This is a genomic window from Jiangella alkaliphila (assembly GCF_900105925.1).
GTDB lineage: Bacteria > Actinomycetota > Actinomycetes > Jiangellales > Jiangellaceae > Jiangella > Jiangella alkaliphila.
Genome location: NZ_LT629791.1, coordinates 3,094,436 through 3,115,088 on the forward strand (window position 1 = coordinate 3,094,436; position 20,653 = coordinate 3,115,088).

A 20,653-nucleotide genomic window follows, 5' to 3' on the forward strand; every position below is an offset into this window, starting at 1 on the left:
ACGGTGGACCAGAACCTCGTCCGCACCCTCCGCGAGGAGGTCGCCGACACCCTCGCCCGGCAGCGCCGCGACGACGCCGCCAACGGCATTCCGCCGATGTCCGGCGAGGACGAGCGGCAGTTCGCCCGCGCCGTCATCAGCCGGGTCCTCGACGCGCACGCCCGGGCCGAGATCGCCGGCGGCCGCACGCCGCCGTCGGCGGAGGAAGAGGAGGAGATCTCCTCCGGCATCCACGCCGCGCTGTTCGGCGTCGGACGGCTGCAGCCGCTGCTCGACGACCTCGACGTCGAGAACATCGACATCAACGGCTGCGACCAGGTCTTCATCCAGTACGCCGACGGCCGCGAGGTGAACGGCGCGCCGGTGGCCGAGAGCGACGACGAGCTGGTCGAGCTGGTGCAGATCCTGGGCGCCTACTCCGGCCTCACCAGCCGCCCGTTCGACTCCGCGAACCCGCAGCTGGACCTCCGGCTGCCCGACGGCAGCCGGCTCTCGGCCGTCATGGGCGTCTGCGCCCGGCCGTCCATCTCGATCCGCCGGGCGCGGCTGTCGCGGGTGCACCTCGACGACCTCGTCCGCTACGACACGGTCACCGAGGACCTCGCCGCGTTCCTGTCCGCCGCCGTCGCCGCGCGCAAGAACATCATGATCGCCGGGGCCACCAACGCCGGCAAGACGACCATGCTGCGCGCCCTGGCCAACGAGATCCCGTCGGTCGAGCGCATCATCACCGTCGAGCGAGCGCTCGAGCTGGGCCTGGGCGAGTTCGCCGACCTGCACCGCAACGTCGTCGCGTTCGAGGAGCGGCTGCCCAACTCCGAGGGCATGGGCGCCATCACCATGGCCGAGCTGGTCCGGCGCAGCCTGCGCATGAATCCTAGCCGGGTCATCGTCGGCGAGGTGCTCGGCGACGAGATCGTCACCATGCTCAACGCGATGAGCCAGGGCAACGACGGCTCGCTGTCGACCATCCACGCCAACAGCTCCATCGAGGTGTTCAACCGCATCTCGACCTACGCCATCCAGTCGGTCGAGCGGCTGCCCGTCGAGGCGACGATGATGCTGATCGCCGGCGCCATCGACTTCGTCGTGTTCGTCGAGAAGCGCAACGAGTTCGCCGAAGGCGGCCGGCTGCGCCGGTTCGTCTCCAGCATCCGCGAGATCAACGGCGTCGACGGCCGGGTGCTGTCCAGCGAGATCTTCGCCTCCGGCCCCGACGGCGTCGCCGTGCCGGCCGCGCCGATCGCCTGCATCGACGACCTCATGGCGGTGGGCTACGACGTCAACGCGGGCCAGGTGATCGCTTGAGCCCCACCATCCTGCTCATCACCCTGATCGGGGCCGCCATCGGCGCCTCGGTGCTGCTGCTGGTCATCGCGATCCGCGGCAGCGAGCCGAAGCCGCCGTCGCCGGGCTCGTCGCGGTCGGTGGTCGAGAAGCTGGGGAAGCAGACGGTCTACGGCATCATCGCCGGCTTCGTGGCGCTGCTGCTGACCCGCTGGCCGGTCGCGGCCGTCGGTGCCGGTCTGCTGGTGGCGTTCTGGCCGGCGCTGTTCGGCGGGGCGAAGGAGGAGCGGACGTCCATCGCCCGGCTGGAGGGCCTGGCGTCGTGGACCGAGTCGCTGCGCGACACCATCGCCGGCGCCGTCGGCCTCGAGCAGGCCATTCCGGCCACCGTGTACGCGGCGTCGCCGTCCATCCAGCCGCAGCTGCGGCTGCTGGCCGACCGGCTGCGCATCCGCATGCCGATGCCCGAGGCGCTGGAACGCTTCGCCGACGACCTCGACGACGCCAGCGCCGACCTCGTCGTCTCGGCGCTGATCCTCAACGCCCGGCTGCGTGGCCCCGGCCTGCGGCAGGTGCTCTCGTCGCTGGCCGACTCCGCACGTGCCGAGCTCGACATGCGCCAGCGGGTCATGGCCGGCCGGGCCAGCACCCGCCGCTCGGTGCAGATCGTCGTCGGCGTCAGCCTGGTCTTCATGATCGGCCTGTCGATCATCAACCGCGACTTCGTCGAGCCGTACAACTCCGCGGGCGGGCAGATGGTACTGGGCGTCGTCATCGGCATCTTCGCCATCGGCTTCCTCTGGATGCGCCGGCTGGCGAAGTTCGAGATGCCGGCCCGGTTCCTGGTCACGGCCGAGACGGGGGAGGCGCGGGCATGACGCTGATCCTGGTCGCGGGCGCCATCGCCGGCGCGGGCGTGCTGATGTTCGGGTACGTGCTCTCGGTGCCGCGCATCAACCCGGCGGCCGCGCTGGCCCGCCTCGACGCCGAGCGCAGCCGGGCCCGGCGCGACCGCCTCACCGCCGTCACCGTCAGCAGCGGCACCGGCGAGTCGGCCACGATGCGCCGGTTCGGCGGCCGGCTGCGCGGCTCGCTGGAGATCGTCGGGATCAACTTCGGCTCGCTGCGCCGCGACCTCTCGCTGCTCGGCCGCACCGTGGAAGGCCACCTGGCGACCTCCGTGCTGGCCGCGCTGGTCGGCTTCCTGATGCCCGTGGTGCTGGCCGCGATCCTGTCGGTCGCGGAGATCGGCCTGAGCATCCCGGCCGGCACGGTCATCGGGATCATCCTCGCGCTGATCTTCGGCGTGATCCCGACGCTGTCGGCCCGGTCCAGCGCGGCCGACCGGCGGCGCGACTTCCGCCACGTCGTCGGCTCGTTCCTCGACCTCGTGGCGATGAACCTCGCCGGCGGCCGCGGCGTGCCCGAGGCGCTGCAGGCGGCGTCGTCGCTCAGCGACGGCTGGGCGATGGTCCGCATCCGCGACACCCTGCTCACCGCCCGGCTGCACGGCGTCACCCCGTGGGCGGCACTGGGCGAACTGGGCGACGAGGTCGGCGTCGACGAACTGCGCGACCTCGCCGCCGCGCTGGCGCTGGTCGCCGAGGACGGTGCCAAGGTGCGCGAGTCGCTGGCCGCGCGGGCCAGCTCGCTGCGCCGGCGCGAACTGGCCGAGATCGAGGGCAAGGCCGGGCAGCGCTCGCAGTCCATGCTGGTCGCCCAGCTGGTGCTGTGCTGCGGCTTCCTCCTCTTCCTCGTCTACCCCGCGTTGATGGGGGTGCTGGAGCAGAGTTGACTGTCGCGAAGCGAACCACCTACCGACCAGGACGAGGAGACGCATGAACACCCCCATCGGCTGGCTGCTGCTGAGCCTCCAGGTGCACACCGAGCGGGCCCGCCGCGCGCCCGAGCGCGGCGCGTCGGCCATCGAGTTCGTCATCATCACGGCGATTCTCGTCGCGCTCGCCGCGGCGGTCGGCGTCGTCATCTACCAGCTGGTCACCGACGAGGCCGAGTCCATCGACATCCCCGACGCTCCCGGCGGCGGGCTCTGACGGACCGATGAACGTCGTCCAGGAACGCATCGCACGACTGCGATCGAGACCCGAGAGGGGAGCGAGCGCGGTCGAGCTCGCGCTGTACACCCCGATCATGTTCTTGATCATCTTCATCATCGTGCAGTTCTCGCTGACCTGGCACGGCAACCAGATCGCCGCGGCGGCCGCCCGCGAGGCGGCCCGGACGGCGCGCATCGGCGGCGGCACGCCGGCGGCGCTGGCGGCGGCGGAGACCCGTGGCCGCGAGTACGCCGACGCGGTCGGGAACGGCCACCTGATCATCACCAGCATCGAGGCGATCCAGGTGGGCGAGAACGTCCGCGTCACCGTCCGCGGCCGGTCCACCGAGATCGTCAACAATCTCGCCCCCGAGGTCACCCAGACCATCGAGGGCCCCATCGAGCAGTTCGTCCCGGACCTGTGATCAGCCGACTACGGGCCGCGCGCGCGGCGAGGAGAGAGGAGGGATCCATGGCCATCGAGGTCGTGATCCTCGCCCCTGTCCTCATCGCGGTCATGATGCTCATCGTCGGGCTCGGCCGGTACGTCGACCGCCGCGGCGACGTCGAGGCGATGGCCCGCGACGCCGTGCGGTCCGCGTCGATGGAGCGCGACATCTCGTCGGCCCGGCAGGCAGCGCAGGCGATCATCAACAGCACCCGGCCCGCCGGCGTCAGCTGCGCGCCGATCGATCTCACCGGCGACTTCGAGCCGGGCGGGATGATCAACGTGCGGGTCAGCTGCCAGGTCAGCTTCGACGAGCTCGGGTTCGCCGGCTTCCCGGGCAACGCCACGCTCGAGGGCGAGAGCTCCGCGCCCATCGACTCGCTGCGGGGGACGCTGTGAGGCGGGCCGTGCGGTCGGAGCGGGGCGCCATCAGCGCGATGGTCGTCACGCTGATCGTCATGCTGTTCATGCTGGCCGGACTGGTCATCGACGGAGGACTCGCCATCAACGCACGGCAGCGACTCTTCGACGACGCCGAGCAGGCCGCCCGCGCGGCCGCCGACCAGATCGACATCGACGCGCTGCGCGAGACGGGTCAGGTGGTCCTGCTGGAGGCCGAGGCACGGCAGGCCGCCGTCGACTACATGACCGCCCGCGGCTACCCCGCCGGCCAGGTGACCGTGCAGGTCAACGGCGACGAGGTGTTCGTGCACGCCGAGGACACCGTGAGTACGTCACTGCTGCAGCTGATCTTCATCGACGACTTCTCGATCGAGGGGCAGGCCACCTCGAGGCCGGCGGTCGGCATCACGGGGGAATTGCCATGAGTGAGAACAGAGGTGGGCGCCGCGCTCGGCCGCAGCCGCGGACGGAGCGCGCGTCGCGGCCGGTGTCGCCGATCGAGGCGTCGGTGACGGCGACGGCGTCGCTGCGCGAGACCGGGCCGCAGCGGTTCCAGCGGCGCGGCGTGCCCGAGGCCAAGCGCAGCATGCCGCAGGCCTTCCTGGCCGGGTTCGCGCTCGCGCTGCTGGTCATCGGCGTGCCGGTGCTACTGCTGATCCTGGGCGGCCCGCCGCCCATCCCGACGTCGATGCCCACGCGCGACGACCTCACCGCCACCATCGGCGCCGAGCAGCTGGTCGGCGTGCTGCTGTGGGTGGTCTGGCTGGCCTGGCTGCAGTTCACCGCCTGCGTGCTGATCGAGCTGCGCAGCGCCGTCCGCGGCGTCGGGCTGCCCAGCCGGGTGCCGCTGTCCGGGCCGACCCAGCGGTTCGCCCGCGCGCTGGTCGCGTCGGTGCTGGTCGCCACCGCCGCGGTGGGCCAGGCGGCGGCCGCCTCGCCGGCCGCGGCCCCGGAGGCCCCGCCGGTCTCCGTCTCGGCCGAGGCGTACGACGGCCAGGCCGAGGTCACCGTCCAGCAGGAGGCGCCGCCCGCCGCGGCCCCCGTGGCCGAGGAGGTCGAGTACCACCTGGGCGCCATGGTGCTCGACCCCGAGGAAGGTGCTGAGCTGGTCGGCCAGAAGGTCTACATCGTGCAGCCGCCTGACGGCCGCTACCACGACAACCTCTGGGACATCGCCGAGCGCACCCTCGGCGACGGCCGTCGCTACCAGGAGATCTTCGAGCTCAACCGCGGCCGCACCCAGCCCGACGGCCACGAGCTGTCGCTGGCCCGGCTGATCTACCCGAACTGGCTGCTCATCGTGCCGGCCGACGCTGCGGGCGTCGACGTCGTCACGGTCGAGACGCCGGCGCCCGAGGCCCCGCCCGCGCCGCCGGCCACCCCGCCGATCGCGCCCGACGAGGGCGGCGGCCAGCAGGAGGGCATCGGCGAGGCCGGCGCCGGCCTGTTCGCCGACTTCGTCGCCACCGGCGAGGCCGAGGCGGTCAACACCAACCCGCACGCCGGACTCATCGACGCCGGGCTGCTGGCCGCGGGCCTGCTGGCGTCGCTGGAGCTGATCCGCCGCCGGCGGCGCACCCCCGAGCCGGGCGGCGACGAGCTCGAGGCCGAGGTGGCGCTGCGCGTCGGCGCCGACCCCGACCGCGCCCGCTGGCTCGACTACGCGCTGCGCCACCTGGCCGCGGCGTGCCAGGAGGCCGGCCGGCCGCTGCCCCCCGTCTACACCGCGGTGGTCGACAGCACGTCGGTCGAGCTGCTGCTGGCGCCCGCGTGGGCCGACGCGCCGGAGCCGTGGACGGTGCTCGACGACGGCCGCCGCTGGGTCCTGACCCGCGCCGACGTCGCCGTCGACCCCGAGCTGCGCGGCCGCGTGCTGGCGCCGTACCCCGGCCTGGTCTCGCTGGGCCGCAGCGGCGACCGCGACGTCCTCGTCGACCTCGAGGCGGCCGGCGGCCCGATCTGCATCGACGGCGACCCGGAGGCCACCTTCGAGGTGGTGACGGCGCTCGCGGTGGAGCTGGCCACCAACCAGTGGTCCGATCACCTGCGGGTGACCGCCGACGGCCTGCCCGACGCGCTCAGCGTCTTCGACCCGGGCCGGCTGCGGCTGGTCGACGGCGTCGAGCCGCTGCTGCCCGAGCTGGCCGCCCGCCGCGCCGACCGCCTGGGCACCGACGTGCTGACCGGCCGGGTCCGGCCGGGCGGCGCGGGGAACTGGATGCCCGAGTACCTCGTGCTCGGCACGCCGCCCACCGGCGAGCTGGCCGAGCAGCTGGTGGAGCTGACGAACGCCGCCGGCCGGTCGCCGCTCGGCGTGGTCTGCGCCGGCGACATCCCGGGCGCGCGCTGGCGCATCCACGTCGACGCCGCCGGCACGCTGGAGCTGCCGGCGCTGGGGCTGTCGGTGCGGGCCAACCAGCTGTCGTGGCGCAGCATCGAGGCGCTGGTCGGGCTGGTCGACCCGGACCGCAGCCACGACCCCGACCCCGCCGGCCCGGGCTTCAACGAGGCCTGGCTGCCCGACGTCCGGCCCGAGGTGCCGCAGGTGCGCACGCTGGTCACCGAGGCCGAGCTGGCCACGGCGCCGGTCCGGGTGTACATCCTGGGCCCGGTGGTCGTGCAGGCGCGCACCGAGATCGAGGCCGAGCGCCGCGCGCTGGCCACCGAGATCGTCGTGCACCTGGCCATGCACCGCGAGGGCGTGCACCCGACGGTGCTGGCGTCGGCCGTGTGGCCGCGCGGGGTCACCGCGGCGGTGCGCGAGTCGACCTTCGCCCGGGTGCGCGAGTGGCTCGGCGTCGACCGCGCCGGCTCGCCGTACCTGCTGATGACCGAGGACGGCCGGCTGAAACTGAGCGAGAACGTCGTCCTCGACTGGGACGTCGTGTGCGCGCTGCTCAGCCAGTCGCGGCAGGTGCGACGTCCGTCCGAAGAAGCCGACCTGCTGCGCCGGGCGCTGCGGGTGGCCCGCGGCCCGGTGCTCAGCGAGCGGCCGCAGGGACGCTACGCCTGGATCGCCCGGGTTCGCGTCGAACGCCTGGCGTCCGACCTGCTGGTCGACGCCGCGCACAGGTTGTCCGTCATCACCCGCGACGGCGGCGACCCGGCCACGGCGGCAGCCGCGGCCCGGGCCGGGCTGCGGGTCAGGCCGGCCGAGCAGCTGCTCTGGCGCGACCTGATCCTCGCCCAGCACGCCGTCGACGGGCGGGGCGGCGTGATGGCGGTGGAGGGCGAGATGAGCGAGTCCCTCCTCGGCATCGGCGGAATCGAGCTCGCGCCGGAGACGGCCGCGCTGCTCGAGGAGCTCGTGCCGGGTGGTGGAGGGAGACATCGCGATCTCGCATAGTGCGGGCACTTGTCATTGTTGAAGGAGGTACCCGAAAAAGCTCGGGGTTGAATTCATGAATGGGCACGGTAATATCCGGTCCGGGGCCACGGAATTGGCACCCGGTGACGTTGTCGTTGCCTTTTTGGAAATCACCCAGAAAAGTTCAGAAAAAGCCGTCGCTGCAGTTGCAAATTGCGCGACGACAGGTAGAATTTCTAGTGTCATGCCGCACCTGAAGCGGTGGGGCAGTTCTCATTCACGAGGGAGTACGTAGCATGGCTGTAGGTGCAGATCTTCCCACCCTTCGGGAACTCCACGGAACCTTCTCCCGGAACTCCGAGTCCGCGGACACCATCAAGAAGGAGGTCGACACGGGCGTGGCGAATGCCGTGTGGACCGGTCGTTACGCGGAGGACTTCCGGAATGCGTGGGATGAGTACCGCACGAATCTCGACACCCTGCGCGACGCGCTGACCGGTGCCGCTGACGACGTGCGTACCAACCACAACAACATCGCCGCCGCCACCGGCGAAGACCCGATGTGACACAGCTCTGAGCGAGAGTGGCCCGCATTCCCTCCGGGGGATGTGGGCCACTCTCGTGTGTCGGTAAACTACGTCGTGGACGGGCCATGAGGCCGAGACCGGGAACTTAGGGCGGGTACGTGCGGCTGTTGCTGAGTGCCACCACGGCGGTCGACGGCGACGTCGTCGACCTCGCCGTCGACTGCGAAGACGATGCCACGGTCGCCGACATCGCCCGGCAGCTCGCCGCGCGGGTCACTCAGGCGCCCCAGCCGCAGATCTTCCACACCGCCGGCCGCCACCTCGGCGTCGTCGGCGAGAGCGTCCTCGACGACGCCCTCGAGTCCGGCCTGCCGCCCACCCTCTACCTCGGCGGCGTGCCGCTCGCCCCCACCCTCAAGGTGGCCGAGTCCGCGCTGCGCAACGGCGCCCTGGTCGGCGTCGGCACACCGCTGCCCGACGTCTTCGGCGAACGCACCGGCGTGGTCCAGGTGCGCACCGTGTCGGGGCCGGGCTCCGGCCGGGTCGACTACCTCTCGCCCGGCAGCCACGAGATCGGCAGCCGGGTCGGCTCGGGCGTCCGCCTGGACGGCCACGACACCCCGCCGGTTGCCGTCCGCCTCGACGTCACCGTCGATGGCGTCGTGACCCTGACGCCCGACCCGTCGCTGGTCGGCGTGCTGGTCCCGCCGCCGCCGCGCGACCGGCTGCTCGAGGGTCCCATCGTGGTGCCGAAGGACGACGAGGACGAGCCGTCGCCCAAGAAGCGCAAGCGCCGGCGCCGCCGGTTCAAGAAGCGCATGGCCGACCTGGCACGGCTCAAGCACCCCAATCTCACCGTCGACCCCGAGGCCGACCGCCCGTACCTGCACCTCGACCGCGTGGCCGTCGACGGCCCGGTCGGCTGGTCGCCGGGCGGCGCGCTGGTGGTCGGCGACGTCATGCTGGAGCTGGCGCTGCCGGCCGAGCCCGACGCCTCGCTGTCGCCCAGCCCGGGCGGCGTCACGCTCGACTACAACCGCCCGCCGCGACTGCTGCCGCCGCCTCGTCAGACCGAGTTCCGGCTGCCGTCCGAGCCGCGCAAGCCCGACAAAGAGCCGATGCCCTGGGCGCTCGCGCTCTCGCCGATGCTCATGGGCGCCGGCATGTACTACTTCACCAAGTCGCCGTTCAGCCTGATGATCATGATCATCACGCCGGTCATGATGATCTCGCGCTACCGCGGCACCAGGGCCCAGCAGCAGAACCGCTACCACGACGACATGAAGACCTACGTCGAGCGCATGCGCCGCATCGAGCAGCAGGCCTACCAGGGCCTGGTGGACGAGCGGGCCGCCCGGCGCCGCGACCTCCCCGACCCCGCCGCGCTGCTGCTGTTCGCCACCGGGCCGCGCGCGCGGCTCTGGGAGCGCCGCCGCACCGACCCCGACTTCCTGCACGTCCGGGTGGGCTCGGCCGACGTGCCCAGCGAGGTGTCGCTGAGCGATCCGAAACGCGAGGAACACGAGCGCGCGCTGCTCTGGACCGCGCCCGACGTGCCGGTCGGCCTGCCGCTGGAACAGGTGGGCGTCACCGGGGTGGCCGGGCACGACGACCTCCGCCGCCAGGTGGCCGGCTGGATCGTCGCGCAGGTCGCCGCCCTGCACAGCCCCGCCGACATCGACGTCGTGGTGCTCTCCGCCGCCGACGGCGAGGCGGCCTGGAACTGGATGCGCTGGCTGCCGCACGTGCGGCGGGGCGACGACTCCGACGTGCTGACCGGCATCGGCACCGACGAGGAGACCACGAACCGCCGGGTCGCCGAGCTGATGTCGATCATGGAACGGCGCAAGGCGGTGCTGAACGACCGGAACACCATCTCGTCCTCGCGGTCCGTCTCGTTCCCGCCGCTGCTGGTGGTGCTCGACGGCGCCCGCCGCATCCGGTTGCTGCCGGGCCTCATCACGCTGCTGCGCGACGGCCCCAAGCTGGGCATGATCTTCCTCTGCATCGACTCCGACGAGCGGCTGCTGCCGGAGGAGTGCCGGGCCGTGGTGTCCATCGGCGACGGCGTGGCGACCGTGCGCCGCACAGGCAGCGCGACGGTCGAGGGCATCCGGCTCGACGTCGTGTCGCCGCAGTGGTGCGAGCGGCTCGGCCGGGCGCTCGCCCCCGTCAAGGACGTCAGCTCCGAGGACCTGTCGTCGGCGCTGCCGCTGTCGAGCCGGCTGCTCGACGTGCTCAAGCTCGACCCGCCCACCCCCGAGGCCATCCAGGGCTGGTGGGCCGCCGTCGGGCGGACCACGAAGGCCGTCATCGGCGAGGGCATGGACGGCCCGTTCGCCGTCGACGTCAAGGCCGACGGCCCGCACGGCCTGGTCGCGGGCACCACCGGTTCGGGTAAGTCCGAGCTGCTGCAGACGCTGATCGCCTCGCTGTCGGTCGCGAACCGGCCCGACGAGATGACGTTCGTGCTGGTCGACTACAAGGGCGGCGCGGCGTTCAAGGACTGCAACAACCTCGCGCACACCGTCGGCATGGTCACCGACCTCGACGGCCACCTCACCACGCGGGCCCTCGACAGCCTCGCCGCCGAGCTGCACCGCCGCGAGCGGCAGCTGGCCAAGGCGGGGAAGAAGGACATCGAGGACTACCTCGCTGCCAAGGGCCCGGGCGACGAGCCGATGCCCCGGCTGATGATCATCATCGACGAGTTCGCCGCGCTGGTCACCGAGCTGCCCGAGTTCGTCAAGGGCCTGGTCGACATCGCCCGCCGGGGCCGTTCGCTCGGCGTGCACCTGCTGCTGGCCACCCAGCGGCCGGCCGGTGTCGTCAGCGCCGAGATCAAGTCCAACACCAACCTGCGCATCGCCCTGCGGGTCACCGACGCCGGCGACAGCCAGGACGTCATCGAGGCCAGGGACGCCGCCGAGATCTCCAAGTCGACGCCCGGCCGCGCCTACGCCCGGCTCGGCGCGTCGTCGCTGGTGCCGTTCCAGTCCTCCCGGGTCGGTGGCCGGCCGCACGTGCCAGGCGCCGAGGCGGCCGTCGACCTTCGCACGCTCGAGTGGGACTCCCTCGGCCGGGCGCCGCAGCGAGCGGACGTCGAGGAGAAGGAAGAGGACGTCTCCATCCCGACCGACCTCGAGAGCCTGGTCACCGCGATCAACGCGGCCTCCGAGCGCACCGGCATCACCGCGCCGCCGCCGCCGTGGCTGCCGCCGCTGGACGACGTCGTCACGCTCGACCAGGTGCTGGCCGACCCCGCGGCCGTCATCGAGAGCGGCCGCGACATCCGCATCCCGTTCGGCATCGTCGACCTCCCGCACCAGCAGAGCCGGTCGGTGGCCGTCTACGACCTCTCCGGCGGCGGGCACCTGGGCATCTACGGCGCGCCGCGCAGCGGCCGGTCCACCGCACTGCGGGCCGTCGCCGGCCTCGTCGGCCGGGTGCTGTCGCCGCGCGACGTCCACCTCTACGGCATCGACTGCGGCAACAACGCGCTGCTGCCCATGGTCGGGCTGCCGCACACCGGCGCCGTCGTCAGCCGCGACCAGCCGGAGCGGCTGTCCGCGCTGTCCGCACGTATCCGCGCCGAGATCGGCCGCCGCCAGCAGCTCCTCGCCGAGCAGGGCTTCTCCGACCTGAGCGAGCAGCGGGCCGCGGCCGAGCCCGGCGCCCGGCTGCCGTACATCCTGGTGCTGTTCGACCGCTGGGAGGGGTTCGTCCAGTCGTTCGAGAACTTCGACAGCGGCCGGCTCATCGACCAGTGGCTGCAGATCCTGCAGGAGGGCGCCGGCGTCGGCGTCAAGGTCGTCATGGCCGCCGACCGCACGGCGCTGGTCGGCCGGGTCTCCGCGCTGGTCGAGGACAAGATGATGCTGCGCATGACCGACAACGGCGACTTCAACAGCATCGGCCTGCATCCGAAGAAGGTGCCCGAGCACATGCCCGGCGGGCGCGGGTTCCGCTCCGAGGGCCTGCGCGAGACCCAGATCGCGCTGCTCGCCGACGACGTCGAGGGCACCGCGCAGGTCTCGGCGCTGCAGCAGATCGCCCGCGAGGCCAAGGAGCGCCACGCCGACGTACCGCGCCGCCAGCTGCCGTTCCGGGTCGACCAGCTGCCGTCGCGCATCGGCTACGCCGACGCCATGGCGCTGGCCGAGCGGCCGCTGGCGCCAACGGAGGTGCCGATCGCGGTCGGCGGCGACACCCTGACGCTGCGGGCGCTGGACGCCATCGACCACGGCCCCGGCATCCTCGTGCTCGGCCCGCGCCGGTCCGGCCGCAGCACCACGCTGCTGACCATGACCCGGTCGATGAGCGAGCGCGACTGGAAGGTGCTGGTCATCACGCCACGGCGCAGCCCGCTGCGCGAGCTGGAAGGCCGGCCCGGCATCGAGGCCGTCATCACCATGGAGATCGACAAGGACGAGGGCACCCGGCTGTGGGAGTCCATGGTCCCGGAGAAGGGCGGCCGGCCGACCGCCGTCGTCGTCGACGACCTCGAGCTGATGGGCGTCGACGGCTGGATGGTCGACCTGCTGACCAAGCACCTGCCGAAGCTGCGCGACACCGGCAGTGTCATCGTCGCCGCCGGCACCACCGACGACCTCGGCAGCAGCTACCGCGGCCCGGCGTCGGTGCTGAAGAAGTCGCGCTCGGGCCTGCTGCTGTCGCCGGGCGCCACGGCCGACGGCGACCACTTCGGCATCAAGCTGCCGCGGTCGATGACCGGCGGCATGCCGCCCGGCCGCGGCCTGCTCTCGGCCGCGGGCCAGTGGCAGCTGGTGCAGGTGCCCGAGACGACGCCCGACGACCAGCCGCGCCGGACGGGCGGCTGAGCGCCGGCGGCGTCCTTTGCGCCGTTGGCTTGTTGGTGTCCGTCGGCGTCGTGGTCTGCCGTCACGTCCTGGTCCCCAGGCACGCCACGAGCCCCGAATCCGCCATTTCGCGTAACGGCAGACCACGACGTCACCGCAGACCAGGATCCGCCCGGTCGCCTTCAACAGCGACAGTCGTCCTCGATGGCAGAAACCGTCCTCGACACACCCAGACCACGGCCCCCGATATCGAGGACGACCACCGCCATCGCGGCCCCACGCAACCCGGCGAACCCCACCTGCCCCCAGCTACTCAGGCCGGGCGCAGCTGCTCGGCGGCGGCCGCCACGGCGGGGTCGTCGCTCTCGCGCAGGGCCGCCCACTGCTCCTCGTACCCGGGCGGCGGGGCCAGCTCGCCGGTGCCGCGGCCGGCCGTCGCCACCGTCGCGGCGGTGAGCTGGGCCAGCTCGTCGTCGCCGGCCTGCACGACCGCCTGCACGAGCGTCTCGGGGTCGGCGGTGTGCACCAGCTCGCGCGCGTAGTACGGGTCGTGCTGGTTGGCCTCGAGGTCGGCGACCAGCTGGCGCCTGGTCTCGTCGTTGCCGGGCGCGCCGAAGCGCTGCGCGGTGGCGCGCGCGGCGCTGTAGGACTCTTCGACCGGCTTCGTGCTGATGTCGGACTCGTCGCCGACGTACGGGCGCGGCACCGGCCGGTGCTCGGTCGGATTCGTGCCCGCGCCGCCCTCGCCGAGCAGGTCCTGCGCCATCGCCAGCCGCCGCCGCAGACCGGGCAGCTCGTCCTGGATCCACTGCGAGACCTGGTCGAAGCGCGCGGCGTCGGCGGTGTCGAGGTGCACGCCGGACAAGATGGTGCGCATCTCGTCCTGCAGCGACACGATCTGCTCGCTGGCCCGCTCCATGGCCGCGACCAGCCGGGTCATCGCCTCGACGTCGATGGAGACGGTGGTGCTCGGCGGCTCCTCGGGCTGCTCGGGCTTCTCGAGCACGGGGTCGTCGGTGTCGGTCTCGCCGGGCTTCGTCGGGTGATCGGGCTCGCCGAGGTCATCGCCGACGGGGGTGTCGTCGCCGTCGTCGTCGCTGTCGGCGTAGAGCGGGTCGTCGGGGGCCTCGGCCTCAGGCTCGGTGGACGGGTCGTCGGTGCCCGGGTCCTCGGTGGTGTCGTCGCTGACGTCCTCGGAGCCGCCTCCGCCGCCACCCCCGCCGCCGTCGTACCCGCCGCCTCCGCCGCCGTCGGAGCCCCCGCCGCCGGCGTCGTCGTAGGCGGAGTAGTCGATGGCGGTGTGGTCGACGTACTCCTTGTCGATCGACCCGCCGGCCAGCTTGTCGGCGTCGGCGCCGCCGACCTTGCCCGGTTCGGGCGCCAGACTGTCGCTCGCCTTCGTCACCGCGGCCGCACCTCCAGCAGCTCGTCGTCGCCGCGGGCGTCGAGCGCGGCCTGGATGGTCTCGACACAGGCGCCGGCGACGTTGCCGGCCATCCGGGAGTGCACGCCGAGGGCGTTGGAGAACTCGTCGGCCAGGTTGCTCACCCAGGCTCCGTCCTCCATGGCCCGCTGCGCGGCGGAGAGCAGCGACTCGCAGTCGTCGGCGACCAGCTGGGCGCGCTGCAGCGCCATCTCCAGCTCCTCGCGGCTGCTGGTGCCGGGGTCGTTCGGCGGGATGGGCGGCCGGGCGATGATGTCGGGGCCGGTCTCGACCTCGTCGGGCTGGATCTCCAGCGGCTTCGTCTCGAACGACGGTGTCTGGAAGCCGTCCGGGACGACGTGGGCGGGATCGGTCATACCTGCTGCCTTTCAGTGCAGACGCGTGGCTGTCCGGTCGTGCCCCAGACCCGGTACTTCGTGGTGGATACCATACCCGTGACCGCCCGAGAGACCACCCGTGAGTAGGACGTCATGCCCGTCGAGTCCCTGTTCGACCAGCTCGAGCCGTTGCTGGCGAGGGTGGCCAAGCCGATCCAGTACGTCGGCGGCGAGCTCGGGGCGACGGTGAAGGACTGGGACGCCGCCCAGGTGCGGTGGGCGCTGATGTACCCCGACGCCTACGAGGTCGGCCTGCCCAACCAGGGCGTCCAGATCCTGTACGAGCTGCTCAACGAGCAGGACGGCGTGCTGGCCGAGCGCACCTACGCGGTCTGGCCCGACCTCGAGGCGCTCATGCGCGAGCACGGCATCGGCCAGTTCACCGTCGACGCGCACCGCCCGGTCGCCGCGTTCGACCTGCTCGGCGTGTCGTTCGCCACCGAGCTCGGCTACACCAACCTGCTGACGGCGCTCGACCTCGCCGGCGTCCCGCCGCTGGCCACCGAGCGCGGCGACGACCACCCGGTCGTCATCGCAGGCGGGCACGCGGCGTTCAATCCCGAGCCGGTCGCCGACTTCCTCGACGCCGCCGTGCTGGGCGACGGTGAGGAGATCGTGCTCGCCGTCACCGAGGTGGTGCGCGAGTGGAAGGCCGAGGGGAGCCCCGGCGGCCGCGACGAACTGCTGCTGCGCCTGGCGGCCGGCGGCGGGGTCTACGTGCCGAAGTTCTACGACGTGAGCTACCAGGCCGACGGCGCCATCGCGGCGGTCGTGCCCAACCGGCCGGGCGTGCCCGCGACCGTCCGTAAGCACACCGTCATGGACCTCGACCAGTGGCCCTACCCGCGCAAGCCCCTGGTGCCGCTGGCCGAGACCGTCCACGAGCGGTACAGCGTCGAGATCTTCCGCGGCTGCACCCGCGGCTGCCGGTTCTGCCAGGCCGGCATGATCACCCGGCCCGTGCGCGAGCGGTCCGCCGAGACCGTCGGCGCCATGGTGGCCGAGGGCGTCGCCAACTCCGGCTTCGCCGAGGTGGGGCTGTTGTCGCTGTCGAGCGCCGACCACTCCGAGATCGGCGCCATCGCGAAGGGCCTGGCCGACCGGTACGAGGGCACCAACACCTCGCTGTCGCTGCCGTCCACCCGGGTCGACGCGTTCAACGTCACCCTGGCCGACGAGCTGTCGCGCAACGGCCGCCGGTCCGGGCTGACCTTCGCGCCCGAGGGCGGCACCGAGCGCATGCGCCGCGTCATCAACAAGATGGTCAGCGAGGACGACCTCATCCGCACCGTCAGCACGGCCTACAGCAGCGGCTGGCGGCAGGTGAAGCTGTACTTCATGTGCGGCCTGCCCACCGAGACCGACGACGACGTGCTGGCCATCGCCGACCTCGCGAAGCGGGTCATCGAGGCCGGCCGCAAGGCGTCCGGGCGGGGCGACATCCGCTGCACCGTGTCGATCGGCGGGTTCGTCCCCAAGCCGCACACCCCGTTCCAGTGGGCCGGTCAGGCCGACCACGAGGTCGTCGACGCCCGGCTGCGCAAGCTGCGCGAGACGGTGAAGTCCGACCGCCGGTACGGCAAGGCCATCGGCCTGCGCTACCACGAGGGCAAGCCCAGCATGATCGAGGGCCTGCTGTCCCGCGGCGACCGCCGCGTCGGCCGGGTCATCCGCGCGGTCTGGGAGGACGGCGGCCGGTTCGACGGCTGGGGCGAGCACTTCTCCTACCAGCGCTGGGTGGCCTGCACCGAGACGGCGCTGGCCGGCGACCCCGTCGACCTCGCCTGGTACACCACCCGCGAGCGCGACCGCGACGAGGTGCTGCCCTGGGACCACCTCGACAGCGGCCTCGACCGCGACTGGCTGTGGGACGACTGGCAGGACGCCATCGACGAGGTCGAGCTCGACGACTGCCGCTGGACGCCGTGCTTCGACTGCGGCGTCTGCCCGTCGATGGGCACCGAGATCCAGACCGGCCCGACCGGCCGCACGCTGCTGCCGCTCACCCCGGTCTGACCGTCGGCGCTGCTGTGGTGGCCGTTCCGTGATCATCGGCGATCGCTGGTGTCCAGGAGACTGTCCCGGAACGGCGTGCGGTGCGGGCGTTGCCGAAGGATTTTCCGTGGCCGTCGATCTCGCCGCGACGCCCGACCGCCTTGGCTAGCCTGGTCGTCGCACAAGATCGGGCATATCGGGCGCTGTCACGACGATCAGCCTTGCCAGGGGCGGCGCCGGACCGTCAGTGCACGACGAGCACAGGAAGATCTCCCGCTCCAGTGCGGCAACGGCCGAAACGCAACAGGCTCCCAGGCGCCGGTGATCGCCGACGGCCGCCAACCCAACGGCGTGCGCAGTTCTTCCCCGTCCCCCTGATAGGTGCCCGTTCTTGTGCCGCGGGCCTGCGGGTCAAGCGGTCATCGTCGCGCGAAGCGCCCCAATAGTCCGCTTGAGGCGCGGGTGCGTGGCCAAAGAGAATGGGCAGCAGGGGGACGGCCCACTCGGCACGCCCAGCACCCCCCCGGCTAACGTCGGGCAACCCGCTCATACCGGACCAGTGGGATCGCGGGTGATCATGTGACGGCGGGCTCGTAGGCTGGGAGCGTGCGGATCCTCGTCGTCGACGCGTTCACCGATCGTCCCTTCGGTGGCAACCCGGCCGGCGTGTGCCTGCTCGACCGTCCGGTCACCGACGAGTGGATGCAGTCCGTCGCGGCCGAGCTGAAACACTCCGAGACCGCGTTCGTCGAGCCCGTCGAGGGCGACGAGGCGGCCCGGGCCACGCCGGCGGTCGACTACCGGCTGCGCTGGTTCACGCCGGAGGTCGAGGTCGACCTGTGCGGTCACGCCACCCTGGCGACGGCGCACGTGCTGTTCGAGCGCGGCGAGTCCGGCCCGATCCGGTTCAGCACCCGCAGCGGCGTCCTCACCGTCACGCGCGACCGGTCCGGCGCGGTCGGCATGGACTTCCCGTCGCTGCCGGCGCAGGCGGTGGCGCCGCCGGACGGGCTGGCCGCGGCGCTCGGCGTCACGCCCGGGTGGACCGGCCGGAGCCGGTTCGACGTGCTCGTGGTCGTGGACTCCGAGGCAGCGGTGCGCGGTCTCACGCCCGACGTCGCCGCGCTGGCCACGGTCGAGGCGCGCGGCGTCATCGTCACCGCCCGGGCCGACGACGCCGCGCCGTACGACTTCGTGTCCCGGTTCTTCGCGCCGACGCAGGGCGTCCCGGAGGACCCGGTGACGGGGTCGGCGCACTGCGTGCTCGGGCCGTACTGGGCCAAGGAGCTCGGCCGCCCCGACGGCAGCCCGCTGACCGGCGTGCAGCTGTCGGCCCGCGGCGGCACCGTCGGGGTGACGATGCGCGGCGACCGCCTCGAGCTCTCCGGCCGGGCGCGGACCGTCCTGGAGGGCGAGCTGCGCTCCGTCTGACCCGCGTCCGGTCAGGCCGGCCGGACGTTGTGGTTGCGCCGGAACAGGTTCGTCGGGTCGTAACGCGCCTTGACCGCGGCCAGCCGCTGATAGCCGTCCTCGCCGAACCCGGACACCACCCGGTCCTGGCCCTCGTCGCCGATGAAGTTGAGGTAGACGGCGCCGGTGCTCCACGGCCGGACGGCGGCGCAGACGTCGCGCGCCCACTGCCGGCCGCGGTCGTCGTCGGCGGGGTCGGTCCACAGTCCGAACGGATGCACCACCCAGCCGGCGTGCCGCCACGGGATCGGGTAGCCGCGCGGGCCGCGGGCGACCGCACCGCCCATCGCGAACAGCACGTGCTGCGACGCCGACGGCACGACCATGCCGGCCGCCTGCGCGCAGAACGCGTCGATGGCCTCGTCCGGCAGCGACACCAGGTGCTCGGCGGACCAGTAGTTGCGGTGGCCGGGCGGGTCGTCCAGGGCCGACTGCAGCTCGTCGTAGGGCAGCTCGGCCACCATGGCGCCCGCGGGCGCCGCGTCGAACAGCGGCGCCGCCAGGTCGCGCAGCGACCGCTCGCTCCCGGCGTGCACGAGGACGGCGGCCACCGCCAGCCGTCCGGCCAGGTCCGCGGGCACGAAGTCCTCGCCCTCCGGGCCGGTGAGGTAGATCGCGCCGCCGCCGAGGGTGTCCGGGGCGTCCAGGAACAGGTCCCGGACCAGGCGGACGATCTCGGGCCCGCGCTCCGGCGGCCAGAGCAGCAGGCCCAGCGTGGACTCCTCGAGCGCGTGCAGCCGCAGCGTCATCGACGTCACGACGCCGAAGTTGCCGCCGCCGCCGTGCAGCGCCCAGAACAGCTCCGGATGGAGGTCCTCGGCGGCGCGGACGATCTCGCCGTCGGCCGTCACCACCTCGGCCTCGAGCAGGTTGTCGCAGGCCAGGCCGAACAGCCGGTCCAGCCAGCCGGTGCCGCCGCCGAGCACGAACCCGCCGACGCCGGTCGTCGACACCCGGCCGCCGGTCGTGGCAAGGCCGTGCGGCGCGCAGGCGCGGTCCAGATCGGCCATGGTGGCGCCGCCGCCGACGGTGGCCGTGCGGGCGATCGGGTCGACGCTGACGGCGTTCATCCGGCGCAGGTCGACCACCAGGCCGCCGTCGGTGAGCGCCAGCCCGGCGACGCTGTGCCCGCCGCCGCGGACGGACACCTCGAGGCCGTGCTCGCGGGCGAACGCCACGGCCAGCGCGACGTCGGCGCGGCCCGTGCACTGCACGACCAGGCCCGGGCGGACGTCGATCATCGCGTTGAAGACGGTCCGGGCGTCGTCGTAGCCCGGGGACTCCGGCGTCAGCAGGTCGCCGGCCAGCAGCGACCGCAGGCCGTCGAACGTCGGGTCGTCGCGCAGGTCGGTCATCGTTCTGCCCCCCGGAACAGCGAATGACTGGCTCGAACGTACGCCCGCCGCCCGCGCGCGACAATGGGTGTCCGACCGGCGATTCCGCCGGCCCGTGCCGAGAGGACCGACCCCTGAGCACCGTGCCGCACCAGCAGCTTCCCGCCGTCCAGAAGCTCCGCGTCCGGTTCGCCAAGCGCGGCCGGCTGCGGTTCACCAGCCACCGCGACTTCCAGCGCGCGTTCGAGCGGGCGCTGCGCCGCGCCGACGTGCCGATGGCCTGGTCGCAGGGGTTCACGCCGCACCCGCGGGTGTCCTACGCCGGCGCCGCGCCCACCGGCGCCGCCAGCGAGGCCGAGTACCTCGAGCTGGCGGTCACCCGGGTCTGCGACCCCGAGCAGGTGCGGGCCGCGCTGGACGCCGCGCTGCCGCCCGGCCTGGACGTCGTCGAGGTGGTCGAGGCCGGTCCCGGCGCGCTGGCCGACCGGCTGCAGGCGTCGAGCTGGGCGATCGAGCTGCCCGGCGCGGTGCCCGGGCAGGCCGCGGCGGCGGTGACGACGTTCCTGGCGGCCGCGTCGGTGCCGGTCGAGCGGCTGACGAAGAACGGCGTGCGGCAGCTGGACCCGCGGGCGGCGGTGCTGCGGCTGACCGCCGACACCGACGCCGACCCGGTCACGCTGCGGGCCGTCGTCCGGCACCAGTCGCCGACGGTGCGGCCCGACGAGGTGCTGGCCGGGCTGCGCCTGGTGGCCGGGTTCACCCCGCCGCAGCCGCCGCGTACCGTCCGGCTGGCCCAGGGCGAGTGGGACGACGACACCGGCGTGCTGGGCGATCCGCTGGCGGACGCGCCCGGGCGCGACACGTGACACAGCGTGACGTGATCTATGGCACACGGTAAGGCTTGCATTCTGACCTGCGGTGATATGGGCCGTTTCGGGGTCGCCGCGGGGGTGGCGGGCGGCCGTCGTCACGGTTTCCGGGCTGACATGTGCGATACTCGGAACTGGTCGGGCGGTACACGCCGCTCGGTCCGACGACGTTCTCGCCGACGTCCCGTGTGGTCGACCACGGTTGCCGCGGAGTCGCTCGGCACGCTGGGTCCGCCAGACCGCCCAGCCGCGAGGCCCCCGTCCAGGGTGCGCCGCCGCGGCGGGCGCTGAGCACGGCCCGACGACGCACAGGTCCG

At 72.9% G+C, this 20,653-nt stretch carries 16 protein-coding genes; 13 read left to right on the forward strand and 3 right to left on the reverse strand.

Translation table 11 applies throughout. The features are described from left to right. Window positions 1-3: 3 nt before the first annotated feature. The 10 genes from BLV05_RS14330 (at window position 4) to BLV05_RS14370 (ending at window position 12,868) form a co-directional block, all read left to right on the forward strand. A complete protein-coding gene (locus BLV05_RS14330; protein WP_046767379.1) occupies window positions 4-1,308 on the forward strand; it encodes a CpaF family protein in 1,305 nt (434 codons plus the stop codon). Then, a complete protein-coding gene (locus tag BLV05_RS14335; RefSeq protein WP_046767378.1) occupies window positions 1,305-2,165 on the forward strand; it encodes a type II secretion system F family protein in 861 nt (286 codons plus the stop codon). The genes BLV05_RS14330 and BLV05_RS14335 overlap by 4 nt, the downstream gene beginning before the upstream one ends. Then, window positions 2,162-3,082 carry a type II secretion system F family protein gene (locus BLV05_RS14340; protein WP_046767377.1) on the forward strand — a complete coding sequence of 307 codons (921 nt, stop codon included), beginning with the start codon at window positions 2,162-2,164 and terminating at the stop codon, window positions 3,080-3,082. The genes BLV05_RS14335 and BLV05_RS14340 overlap by 4 nt, the downstream gene beginning before the upstream one ends. Window positions 3,083-3,125: 43 nt before the next feature. Further along, window positions 3,126-3,341, forward strand: a complete 216-nt coding sequence (locus BLV05_RS14345; RefSeq protein ID WP_046767376.1) for a hypothetical protein — start codon at window positions 3,126-3,128, stop codon at window positions 3,339-3,341. A gap of 7 nt (window positions 3,342-3,348) precedes the next feature. Continuing rightward, entirely contained in the window at window positions 3,349-3,768 is a 420-nt protein-coding gene (locus tag BLV05_RS14350) for a TadE/TadG family type IV pilus assembly protein (protein WP_046767375.1), read from the forward strand. A gap of 47 nt (window positions 3,769-3,815) precedes the next feature. Then, a complete protein-coding gene (locus BLV05_RS14355; RefSeq protein WP_046767374.1) occupies window positions 3,816-4,190 on the forward strand; it encodes a TadE family protein in 375 nt (124 codons plus the stop codon). Window positions 4,191-4,198: 8 nt separating this feature from the next. Continuing rightward, window positions 4,199-4,618: a pilus assembly protein TadG-related protein gene (locus tag BLV05_RS14360; RefSeq protein WP_052762221.1), complete on the forward strand. Its 420-nt coding sequence runs from the start codon at window positions 4,199-4,201 to the stop codon at window positions 4,616-4,618. Next, the gene (locus BLV05_RS14365) at window positions 4,615-7,539 is read left to right on the forward strand and encodes a hypothetical protein (RefSeq protein ID WP_152690622.1); all 2,925 of its coding nucleotides are present in this window, start codon (window positions 4,615-4,617) and stop codon (window positions 7,537-7,539) included. The genes BLV05_RS14360 and BLV05_RS14365 overlap by 4 nt, the downstream gene beginning before the upstream one ends. Before the next feature lie 257 nt (window positions 7,540-7,796). Beyond that, window positions 7,797-8,066 (forward strand): WXG100 family type VII secretion target, encoded by a 270-nt coding sequence (locus BLV05_RS35790; protein ID WP_046767373.1) that lies wholly within the window; start codon window positions 7,797-7,799, stop codon window positions 8,064-8,066. A gap of 119 nt (window positions 8,067-8,185) precedes the next feature. Beyond that, entirely contained in the window at window positions 8,186-12,868 is a 4,683-nt protein-coding gene (locus BLV05_RS14370) for an FtsK/SpoIIIE domain-containing protein (protein ID WP_046767372.1), read from the forward strand. Between the two features lie 292 nt (window positions 12,869-13,160). Here the strand turns inward: BLV05_RS14370 and BLV05_RS35795 are convergent, their stop codons facing one another. Both BLV05_RS35795 and BLV05_RS14380 read right to left on the reverse strand, forming a co-directional pair. Then, window positions 13,161-14,252 (reverse strand): hypothetical protein, encoded by a 1,092-nt coding sequence (locus BLV05_RS35795; protein WP_046767371.1) that lies wholly within the window; start codon window positions 14,250-14,252, stop codon window positions 13,161-13,163. Next, entirely contained in the window at window positions 14,249-14,647 is a 399-nt protein-coding gene (locus tag BLV05_RS14380; RefSeq protein ID WP_046767370.1) for a hypothetical protein, read from the reverse strand. Before BLV05_RS14380 ends, BLV05_RS35795 begins: the two co-directional genes overlap by 4 nt. Before the next feature lie 114 nt (window positions 14,648-14,761). Here BLV05_RS14380 and BLV05_RS14385 point away from each other — a divergent pair, with 114 nt between their 5' ends. Beyond that, window positions 14,762-16,684: a TIGR03960 family B12-binding radical SAM protein gene (locus BLV05_RS14385; protein WP_046767369.1), complete on the forward strand. Its 1,923-nt coding sequence runs from the start codon at window positions 14,762-14,764 to the stop codon at window positions 16,682-16,684. Window positions 16,685-17,269: 585 nt separating this feature from the next. Beyond that, window positions 17,270-18,094 carry a PhzF family phenazine biosynthesis protein gene (locus BLV05_RS14390; RefSeq protein ID WP_046767368.1) on the forward strand — a complete coding sequence of 275 codons (825 nt, stop codon included), beginning with the start codon at window positions 17,270-17,272 and terminating at the stop codon, window positions 18,092-18,094. A gap of 11 nt (window positions 18,095-18,105) precedes the next feature. On the opposite strand, the gene BLV05_RS14395 is transcribed toward BLV05_RS14390, so the two are convergent. Further along, window positions 18,106-19,488 (reverse strand): FAD-binding oxidoreductase, encoded by a 1,383-nt coding sequence (locus tag BLV05_RS14395; protein WP_046767367.1) that lies wholly within the window; start codon window positions 19,486-19,488, stop codon window positions 18,106-18,108. A 122-nt stretch (window positions 19,489-19,610) separates the two neighbouring features. On the opposite strand from BLV05_RS14395, the gene BLV05_RS14400 reads away from it, so the two are divergent. After that, a complete protein-coding gene (locus BLV05_RS14400; RefSeq protein ID WP_046767366.1) occupies window positions 19,611-20,333 on the forward strand; it encodes a TIGR03936 family radical SAM-associated protein in 723 nt (240 codons plus the stop codon). Window positions 20,334-20,653 lie beyond the last annotated feature (320 nt).